Source organism: Knoellia sp. LjRoot47 (assembly GCF_964253435.1).
Taxonomy (GTDB): Bacteria; Actinomycetota; Actinomycetes; order Actinomycetales; family Dermatophilaceae; genus Knoellia.
Genome location: NZ_CAXUQS020000001.1, coordinates 296,465 through 310,063 on the forward strand (window position 1 = coordinate 296,465; position 13,599 = coordinate 310,063).

Annotated in this window: 16 protein-coding genes and 2 tRNA genes; 5 read left to right on the forward strand and 13 right to left on the reverse strand. The window is 72.5% G+C overall.

The features are described 5' to 3' along the window. Window positions 1–42 precede the first annotated feature (42 nt). On the forward strand, window positions 43–702 hold the full coding sequence (locus ACSQ11_RS01445) for an NAD(P)H-dependent oxidoreductase (RefSeq protein WP_436002342.1): 660 nt from the start codon (window positions 43–45) through the stop codon (window positions 700–702). Between the two features lie 306 nt (window positions 703–1,008). Beyond that, window positions 1,009–1,512 carry a helix-turn-helix domain-containing protein gene (locus tag ACSQ11_RS01450; protein ID WP_436002344.1) on the forward strand — a complete coding sequence of 168 codons (504 nt, stop codon included), beginning with the start codon at window positions 1,009–1,011 and terminating at the stop codon, window positions 1,510–1,512. Between the two features lie 267 nt (window positions 1,513–1,779). Here the strand turns inward: ACSQ11_RS01450 and ACSQ11_RS01455 are convergent, their stop codons facing one another. From ACSQ11_RS01455 to ACSQ11_RS01490, 8 genes are all read right to left on the reverse strand, one after another. After that, entirely contained in the window at window positions 1,780–2,184 is a 405-nt protein-coding gene (locus ACSQ11_RS01455; protein ID WP_436002346.1) for a secondary thiamine-phosphate synthase enzyme YjbQ, read from the reverse strand. Between the two features lie 10 nt (window positions 2,185–2,194). Further along, window positions 2,195–3,268: a UDP-N-acetylmuramate dehydrogenase gene (locus tag ACSQ11_RS01460; protein WP_436002348.1), complete on the reverse strand. Its 1,074-nt coding sequence runs from the start codon at window positions 3,266–3,268 to the stop codon at window positions 2,195–2,197. Beyond that, entirely contained in the window at window positions 3,268–3,690 is a 423-nt protein-coding gene (locus tag ACSQ11_RS01465; RefSeq protein WP_436002350.1) for a MaoC family dehydratase, read from the reverse strand. The genes ACSQ11_RS01460 and ACSQ11_RS01465 overlap by 1 nt, the downstream gene beginning before the upstream one ends. Continuing rightward, the gene (locus tag ACSQ11_RS01470; RefSeq protein WP_436002352.1) at window positions 3,687–4,136 is read right to left on the reverse strand and encodes an FAS1-like dehydratase domain-containing protein; all 450 of its coding nucleotides are present in this window, start codon (window positions 4,134–4,136) and stop codon (window positions 3,687–3,689) included. Before ACSQ11_RS01470 ends, ACSQ11_RS01465 begins: the two co-directional genes overlap by 4 nt. Window positions 4,137–4,231: 95 nt before the next feature. Then, window positions 4,232–4,399 carry a 50S ribosomal protein L33 gene (gene rpmG, locus ACSQ11_RS01475; RefSeq protein ID WP_009776014.1) on the reverse strand — a complete coding sequence of 56 codons (168 nt, stop codon included), beginning with the start codon at window positions 4,397–4,399 and terminating at the stop codon, window positions 4,232–4,234. A gap of 125 nt (window positions 4,400–4,524) precedes the next feature. Beyond that, window positions 4,525–4,598, reverse strand: a tRNA-Met gene (locus ACSQ11_RS01480). 44 nt (window positions 4,599–4,642) lie between these two features. Further along, a tRNA-Thr gene (locus tag ACSQ11_RS01485) sits at window positions 4,643–4,715 on the reverse strand. A 44-nt stretch (window positions 4,716–4,759) separates the two neighbouring features. Beyond that, complete coding sequence (locus ACSQ11_RS01490; RefSeq protein WP_436002354.1) at window positions 4,760–5,833, reverse strand: zinc-dependent alcohol dehydrogenase family protein; 1,074 nt, start codon at window positions 5,831–5,833, stop codon at window positions 4,760–4,762. A 100-nt stretch (window positions 5,834–5,933) separates the two neighbouring features. Here ACSQ11_RS01490 and ACSQ11_RS01495 point away from each other — a divergent pair, with 100 nt between their 5' ends. Then, the gene (locus tag ACSQ11_RS01495) at window positions 5,934–6,434 is read left to right on the forward strand and encodes an ASCH domain-containing protein (protein WP_436002356.1); all 501 of its coding nucleotides are present in this window, start codon (window positions 5,934–5,936) and stop codon (window positions 6,432–6,434) included. Here the strand turns inward: ACSQ11_RS01495 and ACSQ11_RS01500 are convergent. From ACSQ11_RS01500 to ACSQ11_RS01515, 4 genes are read right to left on the reverse strand one after another with little or no spacing between them, the layout of a single operon-like run. Then, window positions 6,416–7,183 (reverse strand): helical backbone metal receptor, encoded by a 768-nt coding sequence (locus tag ACSQ11_RS01500; RefSeq protein WP_436002358.1) that lies wholly within the window; start codon window positions 7,181–7,183, stop codon window positions 6,416–6,418. The two genes, ACSQ11_RS01495 and ACSQ11_RS01500, sit on opposite strands and share 19 nt — an antisense overlap. A gap of 8 nt (window positions 7,184–7,191) precedes the next feature. Continuing rightward, entirely contained in the window at window positions 7,192–7,839 is a 648-nt protein-coding gene (locus tag ACSQ11_RS01505) for a class I SAM-dependent methyltransferase (protein ID WP_436002360.1), read from the reverse strand. Window positions 7,840–7,868: 29 nt separating this feature from the next. Beyond that, window positions 7,869–8,699 carry a serine hydrolase gene (locus tag ACSQ11_RS01510; protein WP_436002362.1) on the reverse strand — a complete coding sequence of 277 codons (831 nt, stop codon included), beginning with the start codon at window positions 8,697–8,699 and terminating at the stop codon, window positions 7,869–7,871. A gap of 3 nt (window positions 8,700–8,702) precedes the next feature. Then, window positions 8,703–9,464, reverse strand: a complete 762-nt coding sequence (locus ACSQ11_RS01515; protein WP_436006672.1) for an SDR family NAD(P)-dependent oxidoreductase — start codon at window positions 9,462–9,464, stop codon at window positions 8,703–8,705. A gap of 147 nt (window positions 9,465–9,611) precedes the next feature. Here ACSQ11_RS01515 and ACSQ11_RS01520 point away from each other — a divergent pair, with 147 nt between their 5' ends. Together ACSQ11_RS01520 and ACSQ11_RS01525 are read left to right on the forward strand one after the other, a co-directional pair. After that, window positions 9,612–10,292, forward strand: coding sequence for an N-acetyltransferase family protein (locus ACSQ11_RS01520; protein WP_436002364.1), 681 nt, complete (start codon window positions 9,612–9,614; stop codon window positions 10,290–10,292). Next, window positions 10,217–13,027 (forward strand): BTAD domain-containing putative transcriptional regulator, encoded by a 2,811-nt coding sequence (locus tag ACSQ11_RS01525; RefSeq protein WP_436002366.1) that lies wholly within the window; start codon window positions 10,217–10,219, stop codon window positions 13,025–13,027. The genes ACSQ11_RS01520 and ACSQ11_RS01525 overlap by 76 nt, the downstream gene beginning before the upstream one ends. A gap of 29 nt (window positions 13,028–13,056) precedes the next feature. Here ACSQ11_RS01525 and ACSQ11_RS01530 read toward each other — a convergent pair whose 3' ends face one another. Continuing rightward, entirely contained in the window at window positions 13,057–13,542 is a 486-nt protein-coding gene (locus tag ACSQ11_RS01530) for a heme-degrading domain-containing protein (RefSeq protein ID WP_436002368.1), read from the reverse strand. Window positions 13,543–13,599: the final 57 nt, after the last annotated feature.

Sequence of the window (13,599 nt, forward strand, 5' to 3'; positions counted from 1 at the left end):
ACCACTTCGGTCTGGTCCCTGAACCTGAACGAGGAGCACGCGATGAGCACGATCTTCCGGCTGGACTCCAGCATCCGCACCGAGGGCTCGGTCAGCCGAGCCGTCGCCGACACCCTCGAGGCGTCGATCGTCGAGGCGGAGGGCGTGGACACGACCGTCATCCGGCGCGACGTCGGGCTCCACCCCCTCCCCAGTGACGTCTGGGCGACGTCTGCCTTCGCCGGGTTCGTTCCCGAGGGCGACCGCAGCGCCGAGCAGGTCGCGGCCCAGGCTCTCGCCGCCGAGCTCGCCGACGAGGTCGTCGCGGCTGACGTCGTCGTCATCGCGACCTCGCTCTACAACTTCGGGGTGTCCCAGCACCTCAAGACGTGGATCGACACCCTGATCTCCGACCCGCGCTTCGCGCCAGGGACCGCGACGGTCAAGGGCAAGCCCGCGTTCCTCGTCATCGCCCGCGGAGGCGGCTACGCGCAGGGCACCCCGCGCGAGGGCTGGGACCACGCCACGGCATACCTGCGTCGGATCCTCGTCGACGTCTGGGGACTCGACCTCGACGTCATCGAGACCGAGCTGACCCTCGCAGAGGTGACGCCGCAGATGGCCGAGCTGCGCGACCTTGCGCGCCAGCAGCTCGCCGAGTCGCACGAGGCGGCGCGGACCGTCGGCCGCTCCGTGACGCTGAAGCTCGGCAGCGCTGCCTGAGCTGTCCGAGCTGTCTGAGCCATCTGAGCTGCCGCAGGGACGGCCGAGACGGGCGCCCGCGGACATGGTGCGGTGGAGGAGTGTCTGTGCTTCCACCCATCACGCAAAGACACCCCCATTTGCCCCGGGAGGCTGACGCAACCGGCCTGTGCGTCACCTGGTGCAGCGAATGGGGGTGTCTTTGCGTCAGGGAGCCGGGGCACAGGGCGGGTGGTTGTCCACAGTGACGGGGCTGGGCGGGGGTCGTCCACAGATTCGCCGTCGGACTCTGGTGGTGAGCTGCGAGCACGACGCACCGTCGACGGCATGACAACTGAGGAGAAAGCGGCGCAACGGGCCGCACAGAGGGAAAAGGCCGCGAGGGACCTCACGGTCGCCGGGTCCGTGGGGCTCGCGCTGCGCGACCACCGACGCCGGCTGGGGCTCTCGCAACGTGCCTACGCCGCGGTGCGGGGCTGGTCGGCGAGCCATGTCGCCAGGCTGGAGACCGGGGCCGGACGGTTCTCGCTGGACGACGTCGTCGACGCCCTGGTGGGCACGGGGTTCAGCATCGCCCTCGTGCGACCGGGGCAGGCCGATGCGCCGGCGGAGGTCGTGGACCCCGGCTCGTGGCCCGAGGTGGAGCTGGTGGCGCGGATCCGTGACGGCAGCCGCCGCTTCCCCGCGCACCACGAGACCGAGGCCGCGATCAGCCCGCCGACATGGTGGTGGCACCGCGAGTTCTTCCACGGGCTGGGTCCGGCGCCGCAGTGGTACGCGCCCCGGCCGTCCCGGGCTCCGTGGGTTCGATCCGACGACGACGCCGCCTGAGCCGCCGCGAACGTCCGTGCCCGCCGGGGGGTGTCTCCGGCCCACAGGGTTGTCCGGTGCGCGGCCGCGTCACGAGGTGGAGCAAAGACACTCCTCCAGCGCACCACCTCTGCGGTCAGGGCCGGCGTCCCCGCGCTGCGTCACGAGGTGGAGCAAAGACCCTCCTCCAGCGCACCACCTCTGCGGTCAAGGCCGGCGTCCCCGCGCTGCGTCACGAGGCGGAGCACAGACACTCCGTCAGCACACGACCTGCGGACCCGCGTCCGGCTACCCCGCGAGGAAGTCGAGCCGCACCATGCGCTCGTGGTTGTCGACGTTGAGGTCGACCAGGCAGATGCTCTGCCACTCCCCGAGTGCGATGTGCCCACCCTCCACCGGCAGGGTGGCGTAGGGCGGGAGCATCGCCGGCATGACGTGGGACCGACCATGACCCACGGTGCCGTGCCGGTGGCGCCAGCGCCCGTCGGCCGGCAGCAGCTCCTCGAGCGCCGAGAGCAGGTCGCTGTCGGAGCCGGCACCGACCTCGATGATCGCGAGGCCCGCCGTGGCATGCGGGACGAAGACATGCAGCAGTCCGTCACCGAGCTCCTCGACGAAGTCCGCGCACTGGTCGGTGATGTCGAGGACGACGTCCTCACCGCCGGTCCACACCTCGAACGTCACGGTCTTCATGCGTCACCTCTCAGAGCTCGTGGCCGACGAAGACGGGCTCATTGACCAGTGTGACCCCGAACCGGTCGTGCACGCCGTCTCTGACCTGCCTGGCCAGCGCCGCGACCTCCGCCGCCGTCGCCGTCCCGCGGTTCGTCACCGCGAGGGTGTGCTTCGTCGAGAGGGCGGCGGGGCCCGGCATACCGAATCCCTTGCCGAAGCCGGCCTTGTCGATGAGCCACGCGGCACTGGTCTTGACGTCACCGCTCGCGTCCTCGAAGCGCGGCGGCCCCGGGGCGTCGTCACCGAGCTCGAGGGCCACCTTGGCCGCGAGCTCCTCGAAGCGCCGCGCCGACATGATCGGGTTGGTGAAGAACGACCCGCAGCTCCACGTGTCGTGGTCCGACGCATCGAGCACCATGCCGCGCCGCCGCCGCTGCTCGAGGACGCCCTCGCGTGCCTCGGCCAGTGGAACCCGCGCGCCGACCTCCACGCCGAGCCCCTTGGCCAGGTCGGCGTACGCGATCGGCTGCGATCGGTCCGCCACGCGCAGCTGGAAGGTCACGTCGAGGACGACGTACTGCGAGGTCGCCTTGAACAGGGAGTGCCGGTACGTGAACGCGCACTCCGCCGCACTGAACGTGCGCACCTCCTGCGTCTGCCGGTCGAAGACCCGCACGCGGGCGATCGTCTGGGCGACGTCCTGCCCGTAGGCGCCGACGTTCTGCACGGGGGTCGCACCCGTCGAACCCGGTATGCCGGACAGCGCCTCGATCCCGGACCACCCCTCCGCAACGGCCCGCTCCACGACGTCGTCCCACACCTCGCCGGCAGCGACGCGGACCATCGCCCCACCGCAGGTGTCGTCGGACTCGACGTCGATCCCCGAAGTCTCGAGCTTGAGCACGGTCCCGGCGAACCCGGCGTCGGCGATGACGAGGTTGGACCCGCCGCCGAGGACGAGCAACGGCTCGTCGGCGTCGTCGACCTCACGGACGGTGTCGACGACCTCGTCGATCGTCTCGGCCACGACGAGGCGCTGGGCGGGGCCGCCCACCCGCATCGTCGTGTGCTCGGCGAGAGGGGCGTCGTGGGTCTCCTGCATCAGTCGAGCTGGACGGTCGCGACGCAGCGACCGAGGACCTTGTCGCCGCCAGCCGTCACGGTGAGGTCGACGACGGCGCGACGCGTCTCGGGGTCCACGCTCTTGACGGTGCCCCCGATGATGACGTCCGCGCCGGTCGCCGGCACGACGACGGGCTTGGTGAAGCGGGTCCCGAACTCGACGACCCGGCCGGCGCTGCCTGCCCACTCGGACACCACCGACCCGGCCGCACCCATCGTCCACATGCCGTGGGCGATGACATCCGGCAGGCCGACGGACTTCGCGAAGTCCTCGTCCTGATGGATGGGGTTCTGGTCGCCGGAGGCGTTGGCATAGGCCACGAGCGTCTCGCGGCTCACCGGCACGGTGTGCGGGTCGAGGACGTCCCCGGCTGAGGTCTCGGCTGCGGTGCGGATGCTCATGCGTCCTCCCCTCCTCGCACGACGATGGTGGACGTGGACGTGCACACGGGCTCGCCCGCTGCGGTGAGCTCGGTGCGGGTCGTGATCATCGAGTGCCCGCCGGCGGAGCGGATCGCGTCGACGGTGAGCTCGCCGAGGATCTCGTCGCCGGCCGTGATCGGGCGGTGGTGGACGAAGCGCTGCTCACCGTGCACGACCCGGCTGTAGTCGATGCCGGACTCGGGGTCCTTGACGTACTCGGCGTCGCACTTCTGCGCGAGCGTCACGGCGAAGGTGGGCGGCGCGATGACGTCGGCGTAGCCCGCGCCCCGCGCGACCTCGGGGTCGTGGTGGAGGGGGTCGTCGGAACCGACCGCGGAGGCGAAGGCGGCGATGTCGGCCGCGGTCACGGCATACGGACCGCTCGGCGGATAGGACCGACCCTGGAAGTCTGCGTTCACGGGCATGCGGACACTCTAGGCAACCCGCTCCCCCGCCCGGAACGGCGAAGCCGCCCTCCACGAGACGTGGGGGCGGCTTCGGCGAGGCAGAGACGCTGGGGTCAGCGGGTCTCGCGGTGCTCGGTGTGCTTCTTGCAGCGGGGGCAGAACTTCGCCAGCTCGAGCCGGTCGGGGTCGTTCCGACGGTTCTTCTTGGTGATGTAGTTGCGCTCCTTGCACTCCGTGCACGCCAGGGTGATCTTGGGGCGGACGTCAGTGGCCTTGGCCATCGGGGCAACCTGCTCTCGAAAAGTTTGATCTGGGTGGTCGTGTCGCGCCGACTCACGAAGCGAGTTCGCGCGACGCCAGCACAACAGAATAGGGGACATCGGGTATTCCCCGAAATCGCCTTGAGTAGCGGGAGCGGGGCTCGATCCCGCGACCTCACGATTATGAGTCGTGCGCTCTAACCAGCTGAGCTACCCCGCCTTGGGGGCCGAGGACCATCACGCGGTGGTGCTGGTCCGGACCAGAGCCCCCTGTCGGAATCGAACCGACGACCTTTTCCTTACCATGGAAACGCTCTACCGACTGAGCTAAGGGGGCCGATCAGGCACCGGGTCAGACCCGGGCTGAGTGCGACGGCGATGCTACACGGACTCCCGCGCGCGAACGAAATCCACCCCCGGAAGAGCGATGACGGTCATCCCCGCGGACGTCGCCGGACGGTCCATCGCGGCCAGCGCGGCGCCCGCGCCGTCGAGCCCGATGACCTCCCCGACGAGCCGGTCGGGGCGCAGCGTGCCGTCGGCGACGAGGGCGAGCATCGCGGGGTACTCGTGCGCCGCCATGCCGTGCGAGCCGTAGATCTCGAGCTCGTGGGCGACGACCCGGTCCATCGGCAGCGGTGGAGTGGACGACGAGCCGAGCAGCAGCCCGACCTGGACGTGCCGGCCGCGGCGACGCAGGCAGGTCACCGACGCGACCGCGGTCGCCGGTGCGCCGAGGGCGTCGAGCGACACGTGCGCCCCTCCCCCTGTGAGCCCGTGGATGGTGGCGGCCGGGTCCTCGTCGCGGCTCGCGTCGACGAGGTGGGTGGCGCCGAGCTCACGCGCCCGCTCCAGCGCCGTCTCGCTCACGTCGACGGCGACGACCGTGGCGCCGAGGGCGACGCCGATCATCACGGCCGACAGCCCGACCCCGCCGCACCCGTGGACGGCGAGCACGTGCCCTGCCTCGAGCCGGCCGTGCGCGGTGATCGCACGGAACGCCGTCGCGAACCGGCAGCCCAGCGACGCGGCGGTGACGACGTCGACCGAGTCGGGCAGCCCGACGAGGTTGGCGTCGGCGGCGTTGATCGCGACGCGCTCGGCGAACGACCCGGGACCGGTGAACCCGGGCTGGGTCTGGTCGGGGCACACCTGCGCCTCGCCGGCCACGCAGTGCTCACAGACGCCGCACCCGCAGACGAACGGCACGGTGACCCGGTCGCCGACCTGCCAGCGGGTCACGTCGGCACCGACCTCCGCCACCGTCCCGGCCAGCTCGTGGCCGGGGATGTGCGGGAGATCGACGGGGTCGTGTCCCTTCCATGCGTGCCAGTCGGAGCGGCACACGCCCGTGGCGCCGACGGCGATGACGACGCCGTCGCGCGGGCAGTCGGGGTCCGGCACCTCGCGCACGCGGAGAACCTCGTCGTATGCCGTGTGGACCGCGGCCTTCACGCTGCGGTCCTCGTCGTGGTCATCCCGGTGCTGCGCGTCATGCCTCCAGTCTCCACGTCCCGGCGCAGGCAGGTCGGCGCCGCCCACCTAGGGTTGCTGCATGAGTGAGAACGACGCCGTCGCCACCTTCTGGGAGCTGGCGCGGGTGCACGCCAAGCTCAACCTCTCCGCCGCGTACTTCGGCCCGACGCCGCTCGACTCGGTCCCGCCGCCGGCATGGTCGTTCGGCGCCGACGCCGCCCAGGCCGACGAGCTGCTCGACCTCGTCCTCGCCGGGACCAAGACGGCGACGGCGAGCGCGCTGTGGGACTACGAGGCGGACGACGAGCCGCTGCCCGAGCAGGGTGCGCTGAGCATCATCCTCGACGGCGCCGGTCGCCCGCGAGCGCTGATCGAGTCGACGGAGGTCGAGGTCGTGCCGTTCGACGAGGTGGGCGAGGAGCACGCGCGGCTCGAGGGCGAGGGGGACCTGTCGCTGGCCTACTGGCGCGAGGTGCATGAGCGCTTCTTCACCGATACCGCGTCGCACGACCACGGGTTCGCGACCGACATGCCGGTCGTCTGCGAGCGGTTCCGCGTCCTCTACTCCGACGAGGGCTGACCCAGCGCGGCTCGCGCCTCGACGAGTGACGGGCCGTACCAGGTGATGAGGCGACCGTTGACGAGTCGTGTCGGCGTGCGCGAGAACGCCTCCGGACCGTCCTCGGCGGCGAAGACGTAGGGCTCGTCCGGCAGCAGCACCAGGTCGGCGCCGCAGGTGTCGAGCCGCTCGACGTCCACGTGCGGGTAGCGGCCCGGCTCGCCGGCGGTGACGACCTCGAGCCCGACGCGGGCGAGCAGGTCGGCGGTGAACGTCGGGTGCCCGACGACCATCCACGGGTCGCGCCAGATCGGGACGACGACCGTGGCCGACGGCACGGGCACCTCACCCGCCCACAGTCGCTCGGCCTCCACGAGCCACGTCGGCTCGTCCCACCCGCACACCTCGACGAGCAGCCGGCGCATCGACGCCAGCGCCTGCGGAACCGTCTCGATGTCGGTGACCCACACCGGTATGCCGTCCGCGCGCAGCCGCTGCACGTCGAGCTCGCGGTTCTCCTCCTTGTTGGCGATGACGAGGTCCGGGGAGAGCGCGGCGATGGCGGCGCGGTCGGGGTTCTTGGTGCCGCGCACCCGGGTCACGTCGAGGTCGGCCGGGTGCGTGCACCAGTCCGTCGCGGCAACGAGCGCTCCGGGCGCGGTCGCGGCCACCGCTTCGGTGAGGGAGGGGACGAGCGAGACCACCCGGCATACCTCGTCGTCCGGGAGGGAGACCTCGAAGCCGAGGTCGTCGCGCAGCGTGCGGGTCATCGCGAGCCTCAGGCGTGGCCGACCGCGAGGAACATCGAGAACGTGCCCCGGCCCTGGTGGTCGCCGCCGAGCTCCTTCTCGACCGAGCCCGCGTCGCGCACCATGACGTCGCGGAAACCGCTGTGGCGCAGGCGTTCTGCGAAGGCATCGCGGTCGAAACCGTGGTGCCCGGTGAAGTCCTCGTGACCCGCATGGAAGGCGCCGGCACGGTCGTCGTCGAGGTCGACGATCGCCACCCATCCGCCGGGGACGAGGACCTCGCGGACGTGGGCCAGGAGGGCGTCCAGGTCGTGCACGTGGTGCAGCGCGAGCTGCGCCCACGCACCGTCGAAGCGCTCCGTCGGCAGCGGGTCCGACACGAGGTCGAGGCGCTCCGCCGCCAGCCTCCCACCGACGCCCGCACGCTCGATGTTGGCGCGCGCGACCTCGACCATGCCGGCCGAGGCGTCGGTGACGAGGACCGAGCCGACCCGGTCCGCGAGCGCGAGGCTCAGCTGTCCGGTCCCCCCGCCGACCTCGAGGACGCGCTCGTCACCGCGCAGGGGCAGGACCTCCGCGAGGATCGCCGCCGTGGACCGCGCCCGCTCGACCTTGGCCGGGTCGTCGTCCCAGGTGCTGGCTGCGGTGTCGAAGTGCCCGTGGTCGCTGGGGGTCATGGGCGCCAGCCTGTCATGGCCGGGGACAGTCACGACAGGGCAGCGCGCAGGGCGTCGCCGATGCCGCGCAGGGCGTCCATGACGTCGTCGCGACCGGTGCCGGGCGGGTTCTCGGTCCAGTTCGCGAGCACGGCGTATGCCGTGGCTCGCCCGCCGCTGTCGAGCACCCCGACGTCGGCGCGGACGCCGAGGTTGGTGCCGGTCTTGTTGACGACCACGGGACCGGCGGTCTCCTCGGCGTGCGAGAGCGGGTCCTGGTGCCAGGCCGACGCGACCATCGACAGGTCCATCCCCGACGCCAGCCACCCGAGGACGTGCTCGCCCACGGAACCGGGCGTCGAGCGTTCGGCCCAGAGCCGCGCGAGCACGTCGACGTGGTCGGCGGCGCAGCCGAGGCTGAGGTGGGGCGGGTCGTCGGGGCCGCGCAGCCCACGCACGACGTCGACGAGGTCGGAGCCGCGTGCCGCCCACTGAGCCGCACGGGCACGGACGGCGTCGATCCCCACGAGGTCGATGAGGACGTTGGTCGCCCAGTTGTCGCTCACCGTGCCGACGAGCCGCGCGACGTCGTCGAGCGGCAGGACGTCGGTGCGGAGGTGCTGCCACAGACCGGAGTCCGCGACGGGTGTGACGTCGCGACGGTCGAGCGGCTGGTCGGACGTGAGCGTGCCGGCGCGCAGGCGCTCGGCGACCTCGATAAGGACGAACACCTTGCCGACGCTCGCCGTCGAGAGCAACCGATCAGGGTCGTGCGAGGCGAGCACCTGACCGCTGCCGAGGTCGACGATCGAGATCGACCAGTCGACGCCCGGCAGCAGCTCGAGGTCCAGGGGCACGTCGGTGGAGCGCTGGGCAGCCACGCGTCAGCGCGGAGCCATGCGCAGGGCGCCGTCCATGCGGATCGTCTCGCCGTTGAGGTAGTCGTTGTCGACGATCGCGAGCGCGAGCTTGGCGTACTCGGTCGGCAGGGCGAGGCGCTGCGGGAACGGCACACCGGCGGCGAGCCCGGCGCGGAACTCGTCGGACACGGTCGCGAGCATCGGCGTCTCGACGATGCCGGGGGCGATGGTGCAGACGCGGATGCCGTACTGCGCGAGGTCGCGGGCCGCCGGGAGGGTGAGACCGACGATGCCGCCCTTGGACGAGCTGTAGGCCGCCTGGCCCACCTGTCCGTCGTAGGCCGCGATGCTCGCCGTGTTGACGATGACGCCGCGCTGGCCGTGCTCGTCGGCCTCGGTCTGCGCGATGGCCTCCGAGGCGATGGCGAGGACGGTGAACGAGCCGACGAGGTTGACCTCGACGACCTTGCGGTAGAGCGCGAGGTCGTGGACGCCCTTCTTGCCGAGGATGCGGGCGCTCGGGCCGATGCCGGCGCAGTTGACGACGATGCGCAGCGGGGCGGCGGGGTCGGCGGCGGCCTGGGCGACGGCGGAGCGGACCTGCTCCTCGTCCGTCACGTCGGTCGCGACGTAGGTCACGCCGTCGACCTGCGGGGCATGCTCGATCGCCGTGGCGAGGTCGAAGGCGTGGACGTGGGCGCCCTGGGCGGCGAGGGCGGCTGCCGTCGCGGCACCGAGGCCGGAGGCGCCGCCGGTGACGATGGCGGAGGTCTGGTCGATCTGCATGGGCGTCATCGTGCCACTGCCGGTGGGTGACGACGCATCCCGCTGCGGCGCACCGACGCAGAGCGGCGTCGACGTCACGCCGCTCGTCGTACGCGACGACAGGTGCGCGACAGGTCCCCGACATGCGGCGTGACGACGCTCGGGTCCATGACGACCACTGCCCTGCCGCTCCTCGTCCACCCGTTGAGTCCCGGCGACACCGACACGGTCCACGCGGTCTTCGCGCAGCTCTCTCCCACCTCGGTCTGGCTTCGCTTCCACACCGGTATGCCGCGGCTCACGCCGGCGATGGCCGCGCGGCTCGCGGCCGTGTCACCTGGCCGCCACGAGGTCATGGTCGCCCGCGTGGAGGGAAGACCGGTGGGTCTCGCTCGCTGGATCCGGGACCCCGTCGACCCGACGTCGGTGGAGGTCGCGGTCGAGGTCGCCGACGCCGCACAGGGACAGGGCATCGGCTCGCGCCTCCTCGAGGAAACGGTGGCCGCAGCACGGTCCGCTGGGGCCCGCTGTCTCGTCGCCCACGTCCACCCCGACAACCGCCCGGTCGTCGCGTGGCTCCGTCGGCTCGGCGCCTCGCATCCGGGCGGCCTCGACGAGCCGTTCCGGCTTTCCCTGACCCCCGGTTCGGAGTCGGCAGCGTGTGGTTGCATGAAGGAGTGCGGGTCGGGGTGCTCGGACCCCTCTGGGTCGAGGTCGACGCCGGGGTCGCGACACCCCGGGGATCTCGCTCGCGCGATCTGCTCGCTATCCTCGTGGCGCGACGTGGTCGCGCGGTCCCCACGGAGGTCCTGCTCGACCTCGTCTGGGGTCAGGAGGCTCTGGGTCTGACGCCGACGGTCGTGCACACGGCGGTGGCTCGGCTTCGCCGACAGACGGCGCCCGACCTCATCCGCAGCAGCGACCTCGGCTACGTCGTGCCGCCGGGCGTGGACAGCGACGCCGACGCCTTCACTCGGCTCGTGGTCGACGTCGCTGCGTGTGCGACCTCGACTCCCGAGCGAGTGGGTCATCTCCGCTCGGCGCTCGCGCTCTGGCGGGGCGAGCAGGCCTACGACGGGGTGAGCGACGAGCTCGTCCTCGCGGAGCGGACCCGCTTGGCCGACCTGCGCCGACGCGCCATGTCCGGACTGGCCGAGGCCCTCCTCGACGAGGAGGGCTCGGACGCCGAGCGTGAGGCCGACGACCTCGCCCGCGCCCTGCTGTCGAGCAACCCGCTCGACGAGAGCGTCGCGGCGCTCGCCATGCGGACGGCATACCGGCGGTCGGGACAGGGCGAGGCCCTGGACGTCCACGAGTCCGTGCGCCGGGCGCTGGGCGACGAGCTCGGGGTGCGACCCGGGCCGGCGGTCCGCGAGCTGCACGCCCGCATCCTGGCGCAGGACCCCACCCTCGACGGCCCGAGCGCGCGCTCGCTGCGTCCGGTGCCCGTCCTGCTGCACCCGAACCGGCTCGTGCCCGTGCCGACCTCCCCCACCGTCGGTCGCGAGGACGACGTCGCGGTGGTCCTCGAGGCCCTGGCTTCCGGGCGACGCCTCGTGACGATCACCGGCCCGGGCGGCGTGGGCAAGTCCCGTCTGCTCGCCGAGGTCGGTGCCGCGCTGGCGGCGCAGGGCGAGGTCGCCCACGTGTCCCTCGGGGCGCACGCGGCACTCCCGGTCGACGAGCTCGCCGCCGGCATCGCGCTGGCCGCCGGCGTCCCCCTCTCTGCGGACGACCCGGTCGCCGGCCTCGTCGCGGCCCTGCGCACGTCAACAGCCACGGTCCTCGCCGACGAGGCCGAGTGGGTGCTGGGCTCCGCCGCGAGCCTGACGGCGACGCTGCTGGCGGGCTGTCCGGGCCTGCGCATCGTCATCACGTCGCGGGTACCGCTGTCCGTCGTCGGTGAACGCGTGGTCGTGCTCGAGCCGCTCGTGACCGCTGATCCGCAGGGGCCGGTGGAGGACCTGCGTGCCTCGGCAGCCGTGCGACTCCTCGCCGAGCGGCTCGCCGACCAGGGGCACCTGCCGGCCGACCTCGTCCAGGTCGAGGAGGAGGATCTCCGGCTCGTCGCCGAGGCAGCCGAACGGCTCGACGGCATGCCGCTGGCCCTCGAGATCGTGGCCGGCGCCGCGGCCGACGCCTCACTGGCCTCGCTGCCCGAGGTGGCCGCGAGCGCCCTCGACGTGACGACCGAGGACCACGGGCGGGACGAGCGGCACCGCTCCCTTCGCGACGCCTTGACCTGGGGCGTTGCTCGCCTCGGGCCCGACGCCCGCACCGTGCTGCGACGCCTCGGGGTCTTCGCGGGCCCGTTCACGGTGGCGGCGGCAAGGGCTGTCGTCGGGCCCGACGTGCGCGACGTCACCGGGGCGGTGCGCCAGCTCGCGCGGCACAACCTGCTCCGGGTCGACCGCATCCCTGCTGCCCTGTCGTTCGTCATGCTGCGTGTCGTGCGCGACCTCGCCCTCGACGAGCTGGCGGCCGCCGGTGAGGAGAGAGGGGTGCGTGCGCGCCATCGCGCCTGGTTCGCCGAGATCTGGCGCGACAGCGCACTCAGCGACGACCTCGTCGAGCAGGTCGGTCGCACCCACGACGACCACCTCGACGCCCTGGAGAACGCCCTGGCCGAGGGCGACGACGTGGCTGCCGGTGACGTCTGCATCGCCCTGTGCCGGCGCTGGCAGTTCGTCGAGGCGAGCGCTGTCGGTGCCCGGTGGACGTCCCGGGTCCTCGAGCGCCCCGGCCTCACCGACCGCCAACGCGCCCGGTTGGAGATCTGTCACGCCGCGTTCATGCAGGGCGCCGACTGGGACGCGACGCACCACGAGCATCTGCGGCGCGTCCTCGCCGGCGACGCCGAGTGGACCGGCCTGCTGAGCCTCGCGGGTGCGATCACGGCATACGCAGCCGGCGACGTCGACCTCGCACGCCGGCACCTCGACGAGGGACGCACCGCCGCCGCGTCCGGCACCAACCTCCTGCCCGAGGTCATCGCCACCGGGGCCGTGGTCGATGCCGCGGCCGGCGACGTCGATGCGGCGGTGGCCGGTGCGCGTGACGCCCTCGCGAGGATCGGCACGACGCATTCGGCGGTCCACTCGGTGACGGTGGTGCCGAAGGTGGCGCTGGCCCTGCTGGACGCCGGCCGGCCGGCCGAGGCGCTCGAGCTCCTCACCACGGCAGCCGAGGACGCGGAGGCACGCTTCGGCATCCGGCCGACGAGCACGACCGCGATGAACGCCGGTTGGGCAGCCATGGCCATCGACGATGCCGACACGGCGATCCTGTGGTTCCGGACGTCGCTCACAGGGCCGCAGGCAGCGACCGCGACGGCGTCGATCGCGGAGGCCGCCAGCGGAGCCGGCTGCGCGCTGGCCGCACTCGGGCACGCGGGGGCGGCCGAGCTCCTGGGGCTGGGTCAGCACCTGCTCGCGTCGTGCCACCAGGAGCTGCCACCGACGCTCACCACACTCGTCGAGCGGGCCGAGGGCCTGGTTGGCCTCACCGGACCGCCGGCCGGTTGGAGCGTCGAGCTCGCCACCTCGAGAGTCGACCAGCTCGTTGGGGAGCTCGCAGCGCTGTGACGCAGCGCGCGTCGTGCTGGGTGCAGGGGTCAGCCCGTTGCCACGGCGAGGTGCTCGCGCAGGATGCGGATGACGAACGCGTGGTCGTCGCGCTGGGGCAGCCCGGAGACGCCCATCCAGCCGACGACCCCGGCCGACGCGACGCGCAGGGGGACGGCGCCGCCGTGCGCGGCGTAGTCCGACTCGGGGAGCAGGAACTTCGCCTGCAGGGTCGTCCCGGCGTCACGGCACAGCTGCCCCATGTAGAGGGAGGAGCGCTCGAAGCGGCGGACCACACGACCCTTGCGGCGCAACCACTCGTCGTTGTCTGCGGTGGAGCCGGGCAGGGCGCAGTGGAAGAGCTGGTGGTCGCCACGCCAGATGCCGACGACGATCGGCAGCGCATCGGGCCACGCCGCGTCGACGGCCGCGCGCCCGAGGTCGTAGGCGACCTTTTCTGTGAGCTCGGGGAGGACGACCTCGGCCTCCTGCCGCTCCAGCTCGTCGAGGGTCGGCCAGGCGTCGTGTGCAGTCACCTGCCGAGCGTATCGACCGACCCGGGATACCCGAACTACCCGCGGACGCCACCGAGG